This is a genomic window from Solwaraspora sp. WMMB762, from assembly GCF_049179115.1.
GTDB lineage: Bacteria > Actinomycetota > Actinomycetes > Mycobacteriales > Micromonosporaceae > Micromonospora_E.
Genome location: NZ_JBMHMD010000001.1, coordinates 1,913,266 through 1,929,326 on the forward strand (window position 1 = coordinate 1,913,266; position 16,061 = coordinate 1,929,326).

Here is a 16,061-nt window from a genome sequence, read left to right on the forward strand (position 1 = left end):
AACCTTCCGCTACCAGGTTAGCTAGCACTTCACACCGGGTCCTTGACGTAGAGCCGACAAACGACCGAGGCCGCCATGCCTGTCTGCGGTATGGGCGACCGAAGGCGACCGCCGTCAGTCCCGCGCAGTGAAGTGCACGTTGATCATCATCGACACGGCTGCGGATGCGACGTGGTCACGGACCGATACGACAACGAGTCATACGGGCTCGTGCTGCCCCAATCCGGCGAGGTGGCCTGGCCGGGTAGCGTCAGCTACGCAAGCTATCCACGAAGGATCGCCAGGTGGCGACAGGGAAGGCGAGCACCGGGCCGGTCGGGTCGGTGGAGTCGCGGACCGCAACCACCTCACCGGCCGGCGCGGCCTCGACGCAGTTTCCGTTCGCGTTGCTGCGGCTGCTCTTGCGCCACCGCAGCGGCTCGGTGGGGTCGCCCGCCGAGCAACCAGGTATAGCGGAGATGGAGGCTACCTGTAGACCGGTCATTGTCACGGCTGGAGGTCGAAGCGGCCCGAATGAGCGCCGACGAGGAACGCCTTCCATCCATCACGGTCGAAGATCAGCACCGGACCGTTCTGCTCCTTGCTGTCACGTACGGCGACAACCCCGTCGTAGCTCGGCACGTCGGTCGCGACCTCGACGCAGTTGTTGCTGTTGTTGCTGCGGATGGACTTGCGCCACACCGCTCCGGTCAGGTCATACATCTCCGGTCAGCTCCTTAGCTGTCTGCTCAATCATGTCCCTGGACGCGGGTTGATCCAGAGCGCTCTCGATGATGCTGGTCAACGCTCGACGGAACCGGGCAATCTCGCTCGGCGCCTCGAACCAGAGACCTCCCAACAGGACGTCTGAGTACACCACCGGTGGCTCGATGTCGTCGGGAAACCGCAGGATCACGAAGCTGCCGGACACCAATCCGTCGTGGAGTCCGGCCGCGAAGGGCAGCACACGCAGCGTGATGTTCGGCCGCTCGCTGATGGCCGCAAGGTGCCGAAGCTGTTCGATCATCACCGCAGGCCCACCCACCACATGCTGAAGCACCGCTTCACTCAACACGGCGTCCAGCCGAACAGGGTCCGCGCGGGTGAGAATCTCCTGTCGGCGCAGCCGCATCCGGACCCGTCGCTCAACCTCGTCAGCGTCGCGCTCTCGGTTGTCTGGAACGCTGACCAACGCGCGAGCGTACCGTTCAGTCTGCAGCAGGCCGGGCACGAGCTGCGACTCGAAGGTGTCGATCTCGCTCGCGTCCTGCTCCAGACCGATGTACGAGTCAAAGTTCGTCTGCACCAGTAGGTCGTGGTAAGGCTGGTACCAACCCTTAATCTTGGTCGTCTCGGCAAGCTGCACCAGCGCCTCACGGGTAGGCGCGTCGACCTCGTACAGCTCGCATAGGCCGTGGATGTCCTGCTTGATCCGGATGCGGACCCCAGGCTTGCCGGTCTCCATCCGGTAGAGGGTCGAGGGCACCCGCTCGATGTACTCGGCCGCTGCTTCCTGTGTGATGGCCTTGGCTTCGCGCAGCTCAGTCAGCAGCCGCCCGAGCCTCCTACGCGCGGCCATCGAGCCTGAGCCGTCAGGCCCGGCGATGTTCCTCCTTGCAGGCATTCACCCCTCCCACCCTGCAGCTTAGTCGTTCCGCATGAAGCCCTCACCACGGTCCAACCTAGACGATCTACGCCGAAGCCCGTTGACCACGGTATACGAGCATCACATCCCTTGTCACGAGGACATGATCCGCACACCGTGGTCCGAAACCCTGTTTTTGCAGTATTGCGGTTTAGGGTTGGGTGGTGTTGACTGACATCCATGGCGCTCGACACCCTGCAACTCCAGGGCACGGTCAAGCCCCGATCCACCAAGGAGGTCGGTAGCCGACACGTCGAGCTCTCCAACCAGTGCACACGGGGTACCCGCCGAAGGCGCAGCGCCTGCGGTCGATCACAGAACATAAGCCGCAAATACAAAGCGACGGTCAGACGAACATGTGATCCCCCAGCGAAGACAACGTGGAGGAAGTCATGAACGACACTTCGCCGCCCGAGCAGTTCCTGCTGATCGAGCCGGTCGACCCAGTGGACGGGGCACCGGAGTTTCCGGCCGTCGGCTGGGGCCTGGAGTACGCCGACGAGGCACTGGTCTACTTCCGGCACCCGCAGCGGGAGATCCGCGAGGTCGGCATCTTCCGCACCGTCGAGGACGCCTGGACGTTCTACCTGCAATGGGGTGAGCTGGAGCTGGTCCGCCCCGGCGAGCCGGGCTGGCCTGCCCCGCCAGCCCAGGCGACACCACCGCCCGGCCAGACCGCGCCCGACAGGCAAGGCGACGACGAGGCGGATCTCGACGACACGTGGGGGCTGCTCTGGCGGGCCAGTCAGCGCCCCGGTGCCGAGCTGGCCCAGCTCTACCCGGGCGACCGGGTCAGCTGACGCCAGCGACGTCCATCGCCCGCAGCTCCTTCTTCAGCTCGGAGATCTCGTCGCGGATCCGGGCGGCCAGCTCGAACTGCAGCTCGCGGGCGGCGTTCAGCATCTGGTCGTTGAGCTCGGAGATCAGCTGAGCCAGGTCGGCGCGGGCCATGCCGGCGCTCGACGGAGTGGCAACACCCCGGCCCTTGCTGCGGGTCTCCGGCACCGGCCCCTTGCCGCGCGACATCTGCCGGCCGGAGCCGCCGACCGACCGACCGGCGAGCGCGCCGTCGGTGTCGTCGGCCTCCCGGTAGATGTCGTCGAGGATGTCGTGGATCTTCTTGCGCAGCGGCTCCGGGGAGATGCCGTTGGCCTCGTTGTACGCCACCTGCTTGGCCCGGCGCCGGTTGGTCTCGTCGATCGCGTCCGCCATCGACGGGGTCATCTTGTCGGCGTACATGTGGACCTCGCCGGAGACGTTACGTGCCGCCCGGCCGATGGTCTGGATCAGCGACCGGCCGCTACGCAGGAAGCCTTCCTTGTCGGCGTCGAGGATCGCCACCAGGGACACCTCGGGCAGGTCCAGGCCCTCGCGGAGCAGGTTGATGCCGACCAGTACGTCGTAGTCGCCCTTGCGCAGCTCGCGCAGCAGCTCGACCCGGCGCAGCGTGTCGACCTCGGAGTGCAGGTAGCGCACCCGGATGCCGTGCTCCAGCAGGTAGTCGGTAAGGTCCTCGGCCATCTTCTTGGTCAGCGTGGTGACCAGCACCCGCTCGTCGCGGTCGGTGCGCAGCCGGATCTCGTGCATCAGGTCGTCGATCTGCCCCTTGGTCGGCTTGACCTTGACCTGCGGGTCGACCAGGCCGGTGGGGCGGATCACCTGCTCGACGAACTCACCGGCAGACTGCTCCATCTCCCAGGTGCCGGGGGTGGCCGACAGGAACACCATCTGGCCGACCCGTTCCAGGAACTCGTCGAAGCGCAGCGGCCGGTTGTCGGCCGCGCTGGGCAGCCGGAACCCGTGGTCGATCAGCATCCGCTTGCGGGAGGCGTCGCCCTCGAACATGCCGCCGATCTGCGGGATCGTCACGTGCGACTCGTCGATGACGGTGACGAAGTCGTCCGGGAAGTAGTCGAGCAGGGTGTGCGGCGGACTGCCGTAGTCGCGGCCGTCGATGTGCATCGAGTAGTTCTCGATGCCGGAGCAGAAACCGACCTGGCGCATCATCTCGATGTCGTACGTGGTGCGCATCCGCAGCCGCTGCGCTTCGAGGAGCTTGCCCTGCCGGTCCAGCTCGGCGAGCCGGTCGGTCAGCTCGGCCTCGATGTCGTGGATCGCCCGCTCCATCCGCGCCGGCCCGGCGGCGTAGTGCGTGGCCGGGAAGATCAGCAACTGGTCGACCTCGCGCACCACGTCACCGGTCAACGGGTGCAGGTAGTAGAGGCGCTCGATCTCGTCGCCGAAGAACTCGATCCGGACCGCCAGCTCCTCGTACGCCGGAATGATCTCCAGGGTGTCGCCGCGGACCCGGAACGTGCCCCGGCTGAACGACAGGTCGTTGCGGGCGTACTGGATGTCGACCAGGCGGCGCAGCAGCGAGTCGCGGTCCTGCTCGGCGCCGGCGGTGACCTTGACCGCGCGTTCGAGGTATTCCTGCGGGGTGCCCAGGCCGTAGATCGCCGAGACGGTGGCGACCACGATCACGTCGCGGCGGGTCAGCAGGGACATGGTCGCCGAGTGCCGCAGCCGCTCCACCTCCTCGTTGATCGAGGAGTCCTTCTCGATGTAGGTGTCGGTCTGCGGGATGTACGCCTCGGGCTGGTAGTAGTCGTAGTAGGAGACGAAGTACTCCACCGCGTTGTGCGGCATCAGCTCGCGGAACTCCTTGGCCAGCTGGGCGCAGAGCGTCTTGTTGGGGGCCATCACCAGGGTGGGCCGCTGCAGCCGCTCGACGAGCCAGGCGGTGGTGGCGCTCTTGCCGGTGCCGGTCGCGCCGAGCAGCACCGAATGCCGGTCGCCACGACGCACCCGGCGCTCAAGCTCGTCGATGGCTGCCGGCTGGTCGCCGGCCGGCGAGTAGTCGCTGACGACCTGGAAGCGGCCGTCGAGTCGCGGGATGTCGAGCGCCATGACCTCCAACCTACGCCGCGGGTCCGACAGAGTGCCGCCGGTCGCCGATCGGCATCGATATTGTCATTGTGTGGGTTGCCTCACCCGCGATACCGTTGCAGGGTAGGCCGCTCGCGGCGGCCGCGCGGACCACCGGCAGCGCCCATCGCGGCGCGCCACGGGTCCGGATGTTCGGGTAGCTGCCCTGGCGCCAGCCGGTGAGCGCACCCGGAGTTGTCACGCCCCGCGTGACCCGGCCGCCGCGAGCGCCCCACCTCCCACCTTCCACCTCCCAGCGGTTGATCCAATTCGCCGCATCGACGCGACACCCCGCAGCGCCGTCCGACGACACGCATCCGATCGTCATTCGCCGGTACGACGGCGCCGGGTACCGGCGACCTGTCACGGCTGCCAGCCGGTCTCCTCGATCCGCCGGAGCAGGCGCGGCCAGACCTGGTCGAACCACGGCTCCTTGGCTTCGGCGTACTCCCGGGTGGTCGGCGCGGTCGCCGCGATCCGCCGTTTGACAGCCAGGTAGCCGGCCCGCTCACCCGGATCGGCGCGCAGCAGGTCCCGGAACGCCAACGCGTAGCGCCAGCCCGGCGAGTCGGCGACCCGCACGTGCAGGTTGACCGGCCGGCCCGGGTCGGCATTGCCGTGCAGCCGCTTCGGCCACCGCTCACCCGGCCGGCCGGTCGCCGGATCGGGGCGCGGGTTGTCCCACCAGTCGCCGGGAAACCGGGGGAACCCGGCGGCGGCGAGCGCATCCGCGCAACCGTCGGCATCGTCCAGCGACTCGACGGTGAGCTGAATGTCGATGACGTCCTTGGCCGGCAGACCGGGCACCGAAGTGGAGCCGATGTGGTCGACCCGCCGGTCGGCGCCGACTGCCCGCCGTACCCGGGCGGCCAGCCGGTCGAACTGCTCCGGCCAGGTCGAATCGGGTTCGGCGAGCACCGCCAGCGGCGGACGCGGCGCGGGCCGACCGGCCCGCAGGTTCGCCTCGTACGGCACCAGCCGGTCGTGCCAGAGCCGGTCGACGGCGTCGGCGAGGTCGTCGCGGCTGCCGTCGTTGGACAGCAGCACGTCGGCAGCGGCGCGGCGTTGCGCGTCGTCGGCCTGGGCGCGGATCCGGGCCCACGCGTCGTCGGGCGCCATCCCCCGGTCGCGGGTCAGCCGTTCGACGCGCAGTGCCTCGGCCGCCGACACCACGACCACCAGGTGGTACGTGGCGGCCAGCCCGGTCTCCACCAGCAGCGGTACGTCGTTGACCACGACCGCGTCGGTCGGGGCGGCGGCGGTGAGTTCGGCGGTACGGGCCCGGACCAGCGGGTGCACGATCTCCTCCAGCCGGCGCCGGGCGGCCGGGTCGGCGAAGACCCGGGCGCCCAGGGCCGGCCGGTCCAGGGCACCGTCAGCGGCGACGACGTCCGGCCCGAAGGCCGCGACGACCCGGGCCAGCCCGTCGGTGCCCGGTGCCACCACCTCCCGGGCCAGCCGGTCGGCGTCGACGATCACCGCGCCGTGTGTGGCGAGCCGGTTGGCGACGGCGCTCTTGCCGGCACCGATGCCGCCGGTGAGACCTACCCTCAGCATGCCGCCCAGTGAACCGGATCGGCTGCCCGGCCGGTCCGCCGGGGGGCTGGTGTCCGCCAGCTCCGGTCAGTGGGTGGGGTCCCACAGGGTCGGGCCGCACAGTGGGTGCGGCAGACAGTGGTACGCCACGACAGACAGCGGTCCCGCCGGGCAGGATGCCCGGCGGGACCGCTGTCTGTGTCAACCGGTGTTGCTATGGGGCCTCAGCTCTTGCCGCCGGCCAGCTTCTCCCGCAGCGCGGCGAGCGCCTCGTCGGTGGCGAGGGTGCCAGCCGGCTCCTCGCTGGCCCGCGACGGGGTCGAGCTGGAGGTCGCCCCACCACCGCCGCCACCGCCACCGCCCGCTGGGGCGGCGACCGGCGGAGCCGGGTTGGCTGCGGCGTCCGCGTCGGCGGCCCGGGCGGTCTGCACCTGCCGGGTGTGTGCTTCCCAACGGTTGCGGGCCTCGGCGTACTGCTGCTCCCAGGTCTCCCGCTGCTTGTCGAAGCCTTCCAGCCACTCCCCGGTCTCCGGGTCGAAGCCTTCGGGGTAGATGTAGTTGCCCTCGTTGTCGTACGTGGCGGCCATGCCGTAGAGGGTCGGGTCGAAGTGCTCCTCGCCCTCGACGAAGCCCTCGTTGGCCTGCTTGAGCGACAGCGAGATCCGACGACGCTCCAGGTCGATGTCGATGACCTTGACCATGACGTCGGAGCCGACCTGGACGACCTGCTCGGGGATCTCGACATGCCGCTCGGCGAGCTCGGAGATGTGCACCAGGCCCTCGATGCCGTCGTCGACGCGGACGAACGCACCGAACGGCACCAGCTTGGTCACCTTGCCGGGCACGATCTGCTGGATCGCGTGGGTCCGGGCGAACTGACGCCACGGGTCTTCCTGGGTGGCCTTGAGTGACAGCGAGACCCGCTCGCGGTCCAGGTCGACGTCGAGCACCTCGACCTCGACCTCCTGGCCGACCTCGACCACCTCGGACGGGTGGTCGATGTGCTTCCAGGACAGCTCGGAGACGTGCACCAGGCCGTCCACTCCGCCGAGGTCGACGAAGGCGCCGAAGTTGACGATCGAGGAGACGACGCCCTTGCGGACCTGCCCCTTCTGCAGCTTGTTGAGGAACTCGGTGCGCACCTCGGACTGCGTCTGCTCCAGCCAGGCCCGGCGGGACAGGACCACGTTGTTGCGGTTCTTGTCCAGCTCGATGATCTTGGCTTCGAGCTCGCGGCCGACGTACGGCTGCAGGTCACGGACCCGGCGCATCTCCACCAGCGACGCGGGCAGGAAGCCACGCAGCCCGATGTCCAGGATCAGACCACCCTTGACCACCTCGATGACCGAGCCACGGACGACCCCGTCCTCGTCCTTGATCTTCTCGATCGTGCCCCACGCGCGCTCGTACTGGGCGCGCTTCTTCGACAGGATCAGCCGGCCTTCCTTGTCCTCCTTCTGCAGGACAAGGGCTTCGATGTGGTCGCCCACCGAGACAACGTCGGCTGGGTCCACGTCGTGCTTGATCGACAACTCGCGCGAGGGGATGACACCCTCGGTCTTGTAGCCGATGTCGAGCAGGACCTCGTCCCGGTCGACCTTGACGACGGTACCTTCCACGATGTCGCCGTCGTTGAAGTACTTGATGGTCTCGTCGATCGCCGCGAGGAAGGCTTCCTCGGTGCCGAGGTCGTCGACGGTGACCTTGGGGGCGCTCGAGGTGGCCTCGATGCTGCTCGTCATGTGGGCGGTTGCTCCGGATCGGATGGGTGTCACTGCTGGCTTGTCGTTGCGGTGACCTGGCGTGGCTCACGGATCCGCCGGCGGGCACACCGCGACGATGACGTCTTCGTCACCGACCGTGACCGAGGGGATCATCGACCGCCGCTGCCATCATCGGATGTAACCGCCGACCGCGGACCTGCTCCCTGCCGAGGCACACGATCCGCGAGCGCATCGACTAGCCTACCGGTTGCATTACCACAGCGTGCAAGCCCTCCCGGGAGCTATCCGGGCGCACATGTCGGTGGTTGGGAAAAATCGGACCCACAGGCGGGGATTCCCGCACTTTCGGGGATTCGCTGTGACCGAGATCACACCAGTTTCGCGGGCCGTCAAGCGTAGCACGCCGGGCCGGTAACGCTCCCACACGACGCTGCCCGTACCGTCTGCGCCGTGACCACCGCGACACCCACGCCCGGCGGCGGACCCGACGGCGGGCCGGATTCCGACCTCCTCCCGGATTCCGACCAACTCAGAGTGACCAGGCACGAGGTCACCGACCAGCAGGCCCGGCAGGCCAACCGACGCTGGTGGGACGCCGACGCCGACGACTACCAGGCCGAGCACGGCGGGTTCCTCGGCGACGCCGACCTGCGCTGGTGCCCGGAAGGCCTGCGGGAGGCCGACGCCGGGCTGCTCGGTGACGTCGCCGGGCGGCGGGTGCTCGAACTGGGCTGCGGGGCGGCCGCCGGCAGCCGGTGGCTCGCCGGCCAGGGTGCCCGCGCCGTCGCGCTGGACCTGTCGGCGGGCATGCTGCGCCAGGCCGTCGCCGGCGCCGACCGCACCGGCGTACGGGTGCCGCTGGTGCAGGCCGACGCACTGACGCTGCCGTTCGTCGACGCCGCGTTCGACACCGTCTGGACCGCGTTCGGCGCGGTGCCGTTCGTCGCCGACTCGGCGGCCGTGATGCGCGAGGTGCACCGGGTGCTGCGCCCCGGCGGGCGCTGGGTCTTCGCCGTCACCCACCCGATGCGCTGGATCTTCCTCGACGACCCGGGCGAGCGCGGCCTGGTCGCGGTGCACTCCTACTTCGACCGGCGGCCGTACGTGGAGACCGACGACGACGGCACGCCCAGCTACGTCGAGCAGCACCGCACGGTCGGCGACCGGGTCCGGGAGCTCGTCGCCGCCGGGTTCCGGCTGCTCGACGTCGTCGAACCACCGTGGCCGGACGGGCACGAACAGATCTGGGGGCAGTGGAGTCCGCTGCGCGGGCGGCTCTTCCCCGGCACCGCGATCTTCGTCGCCGACCGGCCGCCCACGGCTGGGTGAGACGGCCGACGCTCACCGCGCGCCGACCCGCCGACGCGCCGCCGGCCCTCGCCGGCACCCCGACGACCGTACGCTGACCGGGTGAGCGCCGAGCCGATCCATCCTGCCGCACCGTCCGGCGGGGCGTGGACCGCACCGTGGCAGCCGGACCCGGTCCGGCAGCAGCTGGCTGACTACAGCATCGAAGACGTCCTCGCCCTGCCCGCCGACGCCCCCCGCGTCGAACTCCTCGACGGAGTCCTCACCGTGGTTCCCTCCCCCACTCTCGACCACCAGGACATCTCGTCCCTGCTCTGCGCCTGGCTGCGCCGGCACGCGCCGGACGGCTACCGGGCCACCCAGGCGGTCGGGGTCGCCGTCGGGCCACGCAACACCTACGAGCCCGACGTGCTGCTGCACCGCGCCGAGGGCAGCCGCGACCGGCACTACCTGACCCCCGACGAGGTACTGCTGGCCGTCGAGGTGGTCTCCCCGGCGACCCGCCGCCGGGACCGGTTCCACCGGCCCGCCGGGTACGCTGCCGTCGGCATCGGCCACTACTGGCGGGTCGAGCAGGATCCGGTGCGGATCTACGCCTACCAGCTCGGCGACCGGCCGGGCGCCAGCGGCGAGCGGGAGTACGCCCTCGTCGGCGAGTCCGCCGACCTGCTCGAACTCGACGCCCCGTTCCCGGTGAAGCTGCCGATCTCCGAGATCACCCCGTAGACCCGCTCGGGACGGGATTGCCCGCCCGGACGGTGGGTACCCGGCCGCCATGGCGAGGAACAACCGCCCCCGCGAGGGCGACCGGCCCGACCAGCGGCCCGGCCGACCGGTCGAGCATCCCCGACCCGGCGACCGGGTCAACTGGCGCAGCCACGGGGTGACCGTGCCGGGCACCGTCGAGGAGGAAATCACCACCCGACGGGAGGCCGCCGGCCGTACCGTGGTCGCCGACCCGGAGCATCCGCAGTACCGGGTCCGCAGCGACAAGTCCGGCCGCGACGCGGTGCACAAGCCGGAGGCGTTGCGCCGTGCCGAGTGACCGCACCCGTACCGCAGGCTCCCGCCCGACCCGGACCGACGCCTCCGACGGCGCGGCGGCGTACCGGGCGTTCGTCGAAGCGGTCAACATGAGCCCGGGTGAGCTGGAGAAGTGGCTGCGTACCCCGGAGTCGACCGCCGCCGGGCAGCACCACGACGGCGGCGAGTCGGTGGGGCACGCCTCCGGCCGCCGGATCGTCGACCTGCTGCGGACCAAGCGGGAGGCGTTGTCCGACGACGACTACGCGCACATGCGCAAGGTGGTCGGGTACGTGCACCGGCACCTGGCCCAGCGTCCGTCCGGCGACGTCAGCGACACCCGGTGGCGGCACTCGCTGATGAACTGGGGGCACGACCCGCTGAAGGCGTGACCGGCGGCCGACCCGGCCATCGGGTCGGCCGGCGGCTCCGACGTCGGTCGGCGGCCGGTCAGTGCCCGGCGGTGTGCCAGTCGGTGCCGACCCCGACGGAGACCTCCAGCGGCACCGACAGCGGGTGGGCGCCGCCCATCTCGCGACGGACCAGGCTTTCCAGCTCGGCCCGCTCCCCCGGCGCCACCTCGAAGACCAGCTCGTCGTGCACCTGCAGCAGCATCCGCGACCGCAGCGACGAGGTACGCAGTGCGGTGTCGACGTGCAGCATCGCGACCTTGATCAGGTCGGCGGCGGAGCCCTGGATCGGGGCGTTGAGCGCCATCCGCTCGGCCATCTCCCGACGCTGTCGGTTGTCGCTGACCAGGTCAGGAAGGTAACGACGGCGGCCGAGGATGGTCGAGGTGTAGCCGTCCTGACGGGCCTGGCCGACCAGCGCCTGCAGGTAGTCACGGACCCCGCCGAACCGGCGGAAGTACTCCTCCATCAGCGCCTTCGCCTCGTCGGTGGCGATGCCGAGCTGCTGGGACAGGCCGAAGGCGCTCAGCCCGTACGCCAGCCCGTAGTTCATCGCCTTGATCCGCCGACGCTGCTCGGCGTCGACCGACTCCAACGGCACCTGGAACACCGACGCGGCGGTGACGGCGTGGAAGTCCTCGCCGGAGTTGAACGCGTCGATCAGCGCCTCGTCGCCGGACAGATGCGCCATGATCCGCATCTCGATCTGGCTGTAGTCGGCGGTCAGCAACGACTCGTAGTCGGCCCCGACGACGAATGCCCGCCGGATCCGGCGGCCCTCCTCGGTGCGGATCGGGATGTTCTGCAGGTTGGGGTCGGTGGAGGAGAGCCGGCCGGTGGCGGCCACCGTCTGGTTGAAGGTGGTGTGGATCCGGCCGTCGTCGGAGATCGACTTGAGCAGCCCGTCGACGGTCGACTTGAGCCGGGCCACGTCGCGGTGGCGCAACAGGTGGGCCAGCAGCGGATGCTCGGTCTGGGCGAACAGCCACTGCAGCGCGTCGGCGTCGGTGGTGTAGCCAGTCTTGATCTTCTTCGTCTTGGGCAGGCCCAGGTCGGTGAAGAGGATCTCCTGCAGCTGCTTGGGTGAGCCGAGGTTGAACTCCCGGCCGATCACCCCGTAGGCGGCCTGGGCGGCGGCCTTGACCTCGGCGGCGAACTGCGCCTCCAACTCGGTCAGGTACTCGGTGTCGGCGGCGATGCCGGCCTGCTCCATGCCGGCGAGGACCTCGACCAGCGGCAGCTCGACGTCGGCGAGCAGCCGGGTCGAGGCGTCCCCGTCGCGGGCCAACTCGGCGTCGATCGCCGCCGCCAGGTCGAGGGTGGCCCGGGCGCGCAGCATCAGGTTCTGCTCGACCTCGCTCTGCGGGCCGAGCCCGTCGAGGGTGAGCTGGCCGTCGTCTGGGGCGTCGACCCGCAGCTCCCGGTGCAGGTAGCGCAGCGCCAGGTCAACCAGGTCGTAGGAGCGCTGGTCCGGCCGGGCCAGGTAGGCGGCGAGCGCGGTGTCCCGGTCGATGCCGTCCAGCGACCAGCCGTGCGCGGCGAACGCCAGCCGGGCCGGTTTGCTGTCGTGCAGCACCTTGCGCCGCCGGTCGTCGGCGAGCCAGCCGGCGACCGCCGCCTCGTCGGCGGCGTCCAACGCGGCCGGGTCGAACCAGGCGGCGGCCCCGGCGGCGGTGGCCACCGCGATCGCAGTCAGGGCGCCGGTGCCCCGGCCGAAGCCGCCGGCGACCGCGACGCCGACGCTGGCCCCGGCCGGAGCGTGCGCGGCCAGCCAGGGGGCGACCGCCCCGGCGCCGAGCACCTCGCCGGCCAGGTCGAAGCCGGCTTCGGCCTCCGGCTCGACGGCGTCGAGGTACTGGTAGAGCCGGTCGCGCAGGATCCGGAACTGCAGGCTGTCGAAGACCTGGTGGACGGCTTCGCGGTCCCAGCCGGCCCACTTGGCGTCGGCGGTTGCCACCGGCAACTCCAGGTCGGCGATCAACCGGTTGAGCTCGTAGTTGCGCAGCACGTCGGCGAGGCGCTCACGCAGACTCTCCCCCGCCTTGCCCTTGATCTTGTCGACCTGGGCAATGACGCCGTCCAACCCGCCGTACTGGCTAATCCACTTGGCGGCGGTCTTCGGCCCGACCCCGGGCACCCCGGGCAGGTTGTCGCTGGACTCGCCGACCAGGGCGGCCAGGTCGCGGTAGTGCTGCGGGCCGACTCCGTAGCGGGCGGTGACCGCCGCCGGATCCATCCGGGCCAGGTCGGAGACGCCCTTACGCGGGTACAGCACGGTGATCCGGTCGTCGATCAGCTGGAAGGCGTCCCGGTCGCCGGTGCAGATCAGCACGTCCATCCCGGCGTCGCGGCCCTCGCAGGCCAGTGTGGCGATGATGTCGTCCGCCTCGTAGTTCTCCTTGCTGACGTACGGGATCCGCAGCGCGTCGAGGACCTCCTGGACCAGGCTGACCTGGCCGGCGAAGTCGGCCGGGCTCTCCGATCGGCCGGCCTTGTACTCGGCGTACTGCTCAGTGCGAAACGACCGGCGGGAGACGTCGAAGGCGACCACGATGTGAGTCGGCCGCTCGTCGCGCAGCACGTTGATCAGCATCGAGGTGAAGCCGTAGACCGCGTTGGTCGGCTGGCCGGTGCTGGTGGAGAAGTTCTCCACGGGCAGCGCGAAGAACGCCCGGTAGGCCAGCGAATGGCCGTCGAGCAGCAACAGGCGGGGCGCGTCGTCGGTCACGTCAAGCGACTCTAGTCGTGGGGTACGACACCGTGCCGAGCGGCTCGCGCCGGGCGCGGCGCGGGGTCACAGCACCTTGCTGAGGAAGGCCCGGGTCCGGTCGTGCCGCGGGTCGGCCAGGACCTGCCGGGGTACGCCCGACTCGACCACCACCCCGCCGTCCATGAATACCAGCGAGTCACCGACCTCCCGGGCGAAACCGATCTCGTGGGTCACCACGATCATCGTCATCCCGTCCCGGGCCAGGTCCCGCATCACGTCCAGCACCTCGCCGACGAGTTCCGGGTCCAGCGCGCTGGTCGGCTCGTCGAACAGCATCAGCTTGGGCCGCATGGCCAGCGCGCGGGCGATCGCCACCCGCTGCTGCTGCCCGCCGGACAGCTGCCCCGGGTAGGCGTCCGCCCGGTCCGCCAGACCCACCCGGTCCAGCAACGCCGCCGCCAGCTCACGGACCGCTGGCCGGGGCTGGCGGCGGACCCGCAGCGGCGCCTCCATCACGTTGTCCAGCGCGGTCATGTGCGGGAACAGGTTGAACCGTTGGAACACCATGCCGATCTGCTGGCGCTGCGCGGCCACCTCCCGGGCCGGCAGCTCGTGCAGTTTGCCGCGCCGCTGCCGGTAGCCGACCAGTTCCCCGTCCACCCGGATCCGCCCGGCGTCGATCTTCTCCAGGTGGTTGATGCAGCGCAGAAAGGTCGACTTGCCGGAGCCGGACGGCCCGATCACGCAGCACACCTCACCTGGCCGGACCGCCAGGTCCACTCCGGTGAGCACGTCGACCGGGCCGAACGACTTGTGTACGTTCTCGGCGTGCACCATCAGGGTGTCCGACCCGGCGGGTGGCGCGGTCATCGGGCCCCTTTCGCAGCGATGGTGCCGAAGCCGCGGGAGAACCGCCGTTCGACGAAGGACTGGCCGACCATCAGCACACTGGTCAGCGCCAGGTACCACAGGCAGGCGGCGACCAGCATCGGAAAGACCTGGAAGGTCCGCGAGCCGACCGCCGACAGTTGGAAGAACAGCTCGTTGGTGACCGGAACGAAGGCCAGCAGCGAGGTGTCCTTGAGCATCGCGATGGTCTCGTTGCCGGTCGGCGGCACGATCACCCGCATCGCCTGGGGCAGCACCACCCGGCGCAGAGTCAGGCCCTGGCTCATGCCGAGCGCGGCGCAGGCCTCGGCCTGGCCGGGGTCGACCGAGCCGATGCCGGCGCGGACGATCTCCGCCATGTAGGCGGCCTCGGACAGCGCCAACCCGAGCAGACCGGCGACGAAACCGCTGATCGCGGTCCGGGCGTCGAAGCCCCAGATCCGGGCCTCGAAGTCGGTGACGCCGAACAGCGCGCCGAGTTGCCGGTCGAACGGCAGCCCGAACTCCAGCCGCTCCCAGAGGATGCCGAGGTTGCCGAAGAGCACCAGCAGCACCACCCGGGGCACCGCCCGGAAGAACCAGGTGTAGAGCCAGGCGACGCCGGCCAGGACCGGGTTGCCGGACAGCCGCATCACCGCGACCAGCACCCCGAGCGCGACGCCGATCACCATCGCGAGCAGGGTCATCGTGATGGTGGTCCGCACGCCTTCGACGATCGGCGGCCGGAACATGTTGTCGATCATGAAAGTCCACTGGAACCGGTCGTTGGTGACCAGCAGGTGGACGAACATCGCGGCGAGTACGGCGAGCACGCCGACCGCCAACCAACGGCCCGGCCGGCGTACCGGCACCGCCCGGATCGGCTCGGGTCGGCTGCGCGCCGGCTCCGGCGACCCGGACTCGGGCGCAGGCGGCCCGGGTGGGGGTGCCTCCCCGGACGGCGTCACGCCGTCCGGGGAGGAAGGGTTGTCCGCGGACATCGGCAGCCGGGGCTCAGGGGTTGACGGCCGGGTCGGTGATCCCGCCCGCCTCGACGCCCCAGTTGCTCAGCGCCTGCTCGTAGCCGCCGTCGGCGATGATCGCGTCAAGCGCCTCGGCCAACGCCTCGGCGAACCCGGCCTGGTCCTGGGCCACCACGTAGCCGTACGGCGCCGAGTCGTAGATGTCGCCGGACAGTTCCAGCTCGCCGTTGGTCTGCTGGACCGCGTACGCGCAGACCGGCGAGTCGGCCAGCATCGCGTCGTTCTTGCCGGAGACCACCGAGGTGGTCGCCTGGTCCTGCCCCTGGAACTGTTCGATGACGATCTCCGGGTCGCCGGCCTCGACGCACGCCGCCGAGCGGGCCTCGATGTCCTCCACCTGCACGGTGCCGGCCTGGACCGCCACCCGCTTGCCGCAGGCGTCGTCCGGGTCGACCGGTTCCCCGGCCCGCGACGCCCACTGGGTGCCGGCCGAGAAGTAGGACACCATGTCGACCTGGGCCTTGCGCTCGTCGTTGATGGTGAACGAGGAGACCCCGATCTCGTACTTGCCGGACATCACCCCGGGGATGATGTCGTCGAACTGGCTGGGCACGTACTCGGTGGTCAGGCCGAGCTTGCCCGCGACGGTGTTGAACAGGTCGACGTCGAAGCCGATGACGGTGCTGCCGTCGGTGTCGAGGAACTCCGCCGGGGCGTAGGTCGCGTCGACGCCGACCAGGATCTTGCCGTCGGCCTTGATCTCGTCCGGGACGAGCGCGGCCAGCTCGTCGTCGGCCGACGCGCTCGGCGCGGCGCCGCCCGGCTGTTCGACGCTGTCCTGCTCCCCGCAGCTGGCGACGGCCAGCAGCAGAGCGAACGCTCCGGCGGCGCCGGTGACGGCCCGCCGGATCCGGTGATGTGAGGTGGTCACGTTTCCTCCGAGGGGGT

Annotated in this window: 15 protein-coding genes; 5 read left to right on the top strand and 10 right to left on the bottom strand. The window is 70.2% G+C overall.

The features are described 5' to 3' along the window. Window positions 1-250: 250 nt before the first annotated feature. From ACN27J_RS08425 to ACN27J_RS08435, 3 genes are read right to left on the bottom strand one after another with little or no spacing between them, the layout of a single operon-like run. Window positions 251-541, bottom strand: coding sequence for a DUF397 domain-containing protein (locus ACN27J_RS08425; RefSeq protein WP_421364925.1), 291 nt, complete (start codon window positions 539-541; stop codon window positions 251-253). Next, complete coding sequence (locus ACN27J_RS08430) at window positions 487-702, bottom strand: DUF397 domain-containing protein (protein ID WP_421364926.1); 216 nt, start codon at window positions 700-702, stop codon at window positions 487-489. The genes ACN27J_RS08425 and ACN27J_RS08430 overlap by 55 nt, the downstream gene beginning before the upstream one ends. Further along, complete coding sequence (locus ACN27J_RS08435; protein ID WP_421364928.1) at window positions 695-1,603, bottom strand: helix-turn-helix domain-containing protein; 909 nt, start codon at window positions 1,601-1,603, stop codon at window positions 695-697. Before ACN27J_RS08435 ends, ACN27J_RS08430 begins: the two co-directional genes overlap by 8 nt. Before the next feature lie 413 nt (window positions 1,604-2,016). On the opposite strand from ACN27J_RS08435, the gene ACN27J_RS08440 reads away from it, so the two are divergent. Then, a complete protein-coding gene (locus tag ACN27J_RS08440; RefSeq protein ID WP_421364930.1) occupies window positions 2,017-2,424 on the top strand; it encodes a hypothetical protein in 408 nt (135 codons plus the stop codon). Here the strand turns inward: ACN27J_RS08440 and uvrB are convergent. The 3 genes from uvrB to rpsA form a co-directional block, all read right to left on the bottom strand. Then, complete coding sequence (gene uvrB / locus ACN27J_RS08445; RefSeq protein ID WP_421364932.1) at window positions 2,417-4,534, bottom strand: excinuclease ABC subunit UvrB; 2,118 nt, start codon at window positions 4,532-4,534, stop codon at window positions 2,417-2,419. The genes ACN27J_RS08440 and uvrB overlap by 8 nt on opposite strands. Before the next feature lie 381 nt (window positions 4,535-4,915). Next, on the bottom strand, window positions 4,916-6,109 hold the full coding sequence (gene coaE / locus ACN27J_RS08450) for a dephospho-CoA kinase (protein WP_421364934.1): 1,194 nt from the start codon (window positions 6,107-6,109) through the stop codon (window positions 4,916-4,918). Between the two features lie 203 nt (window positions 6,110-6,312). Then, window positions 6,313-7,830 (bottom strand): 30S ribosomal protein S1, encoded by a 1,518-nt coding sequence (gene rpsA, locus ACN27J_RS08455; RefSeq protein WP_278170007.1) that lies wholly within the window; start codon window positions 7,828-7,830, stop codon window positions 6,313-6,315. Between the two features lie 516 nt (window positions 7,831-8,346). Here rpsA and ACN27J_RS08460 point away from each other — a divergent pair. The 4 genes from ACN27J_RS08460 to ACN27J_RS08475 all read left to right on the top strand — a co-directional run bounded on the left by ACN27J_RS08460 (window position 8,347) and on the right by ACN27J_RS08475 (window position 10,535). Then, entirely contained in the window at window positions 8,347-9,141 is a 795-nt protein-coding gene (locus ACN27J_RS08460; RefSeq protein WP_421372155.1) for a class I SAM-dependent methyltransferase, read from the top strand. Window positions 9,142-9,222: 81 nt separating this feature from the next. Continuing rightward, window positions 9,223-9,846 carry a Uma2 family endonuclease gene (locus ACN27J_RS08465; RefSeq protein WP_421364935.1) on the top strand — a complete coding sequence of 208 codons (624 nt, stop codon included), beginning with the start codon at window positions 9,223-9,225 and terminating at the stop codon, window positions 9,844-9,846. A 49-nt stretch (window positions 9,847-9,895) separates the two neighbouring features. Next, the gene (locus ACN27J_RS08470) at window positions 9,896-10,165 is read left to right on the top strand and encodes a DUF2945 domain-containing protein (protein WP_421364937.1); all 270 of its coding nucleotides are present in this window, start codon (window positions 9,896-9,898) and stop codon (window positions 10,163-10,165) included. Continuing rightward, window positions 10,155-10,535, top strand: a complete 381-nt coding sequence (locus ACN27J_RS08475) for a DUF3140 domain-containing protein (RefSeq protein WP_282231312.1) — start codon at window positions 10,155-10,157, stop codon at window positions 10,533-10,535. Before ACN27J_RS08470 ends, ACN27J_RS08475 begins: the two co-directional genes overlap by 11 nt. A gap of 58 nt (window positions 10,536-10,593) precedes the next feature. On the opposite strand, the gene polA is transcribed toward ACN27J_RS08475, so the two are convergent. The 4 genes from polA to ACN27J_RS08495 all read right to left on the bottom strand — a co-directional run bounded on the left by polA (window position 10,594) and on the right by ACN27J_RS08495 (window position 16,044). Next, window positions 10,594-13,281 carry a DNA polymerase I gene (polA, locus tag ACN27J_RS08480; RefSeq protein ID WP_421364939.1) on the bottom strand — a complete coding sequence of 896 codons (2,688 nt, stop codon included), beginning with the start codon at window positions 13,279-13,281 and terminating at the stop codon, window positions 10,594-10,596. A gap of 66 nt (window positions 13,282-13,347) precedes the next feature. Beyond that, window positions 13,348-14,133 (bottom strand): amino acid ABC transporter ATP-binding protein, encoded by a 786-nt coding sequence (locus ACN27J_RS08485; RefSeq protein WP_421364941.1) that lies wholly within the window; start codon window positions 14,131-14,133, stop codon window positions 13,348-13,350. Continuing rightward, window positions 14,130-15,131, bottom strand: coding sequence for an amino acid ABC transporter permease (locus tag ACN27J_RS08490; protein WP_421364943.1), 1,002 nt, complete (start codon window positions 15,129-15,131; stop codon window positions 14,130-14,132). The genes ACN27J_RS08485 and ACN27J_RS08490 overlap by 4 nt, the downstream gene beginning before the upstream one ends. Before the next feature lie 13 nt (window positions 15,132-15,144). Next, complete coding sequence (locus ACN27J_RS08495) at window positions 15,145-16,044, bottom strand: ABC transporter substrate-binding protein (RefSeq protein WP_421364945.1); 900 nt, start codon at window positions 16,042-16,044, stop codon at window positions 15,145-15,147. Window positions 16,045-16,061: the final 17 nt, after the last annotated feature.

Coding starts and splice junctions, on each gene's coding strand:
- ACN27J_RS08425 (WP_421364925.1), bottom strand. CDS start 541: ATGGAAGGCGTTCCTCGTCGGCGCTCATTCGGGCCGCTTCGACCTCCA.
- ACN27J_RS08430 (WP_421364926.1), bottom strand. CDS start 702: ATGTATGACCTGACCGGAGCGGTGTGGCGCAAGTCCATCCGCAGCAAC.
- ACN27J_RS08435 (WP_421364928.1), bottom strand. CDS start 1,603: ATGCCTGCAAGGAGGAACATCGCCGGGCCTGACGGCTCAGGCTCGATG.
- ACN27J_RS08440 (WP_421364930.1), top strand. CDS start 2,017: ATGAACGACACTTCGCCGCCCGAGCAGTTCCTGCTGATCGAGCCGGTC.
- uvrB (WP_421364932.1), bottom strand. CDS start 4,534: ATGGCGCTCGACATCCCGCGACTCGACGGCCGCTTCCAGGTCGTCAGC.
- coaE (WP_421364934.1), bottom strand. CDS start 6,109: ATGCTGAGGGTAGGTCTCACCGGCGGCATCGGTGCCGGCAAGAGCGCC.
- rpsA (WP_278170007.1), bottom strand. CDS start 7,830: ATGACGAGCAGCATCGAGGCCACCTCGAGCGCCCCCAAGGTCACCGTC.
- ACN27J_RS08470 (WP_421364937.1), top strand. CDS start 9,896: ATGGCGAGGAACAACCGCCCCCGCGAGGGCGACCGGCCCGACCAGCGG.
- ACN27J_RS08485 (WP_421364941.1), bottom strand. CDS start 14,133: ATGACCGCGCCACCCGCCGGGTCGGACACCCTGATGGTGCACGCCGAG.
- ACN27J_RS08490 (WP_421364943.1), bottom strand. CDS start 15,131: ATGTCCGCGGACAACCCTTCCTCCCCGGACGGCGTGACGCCGTCCGGG.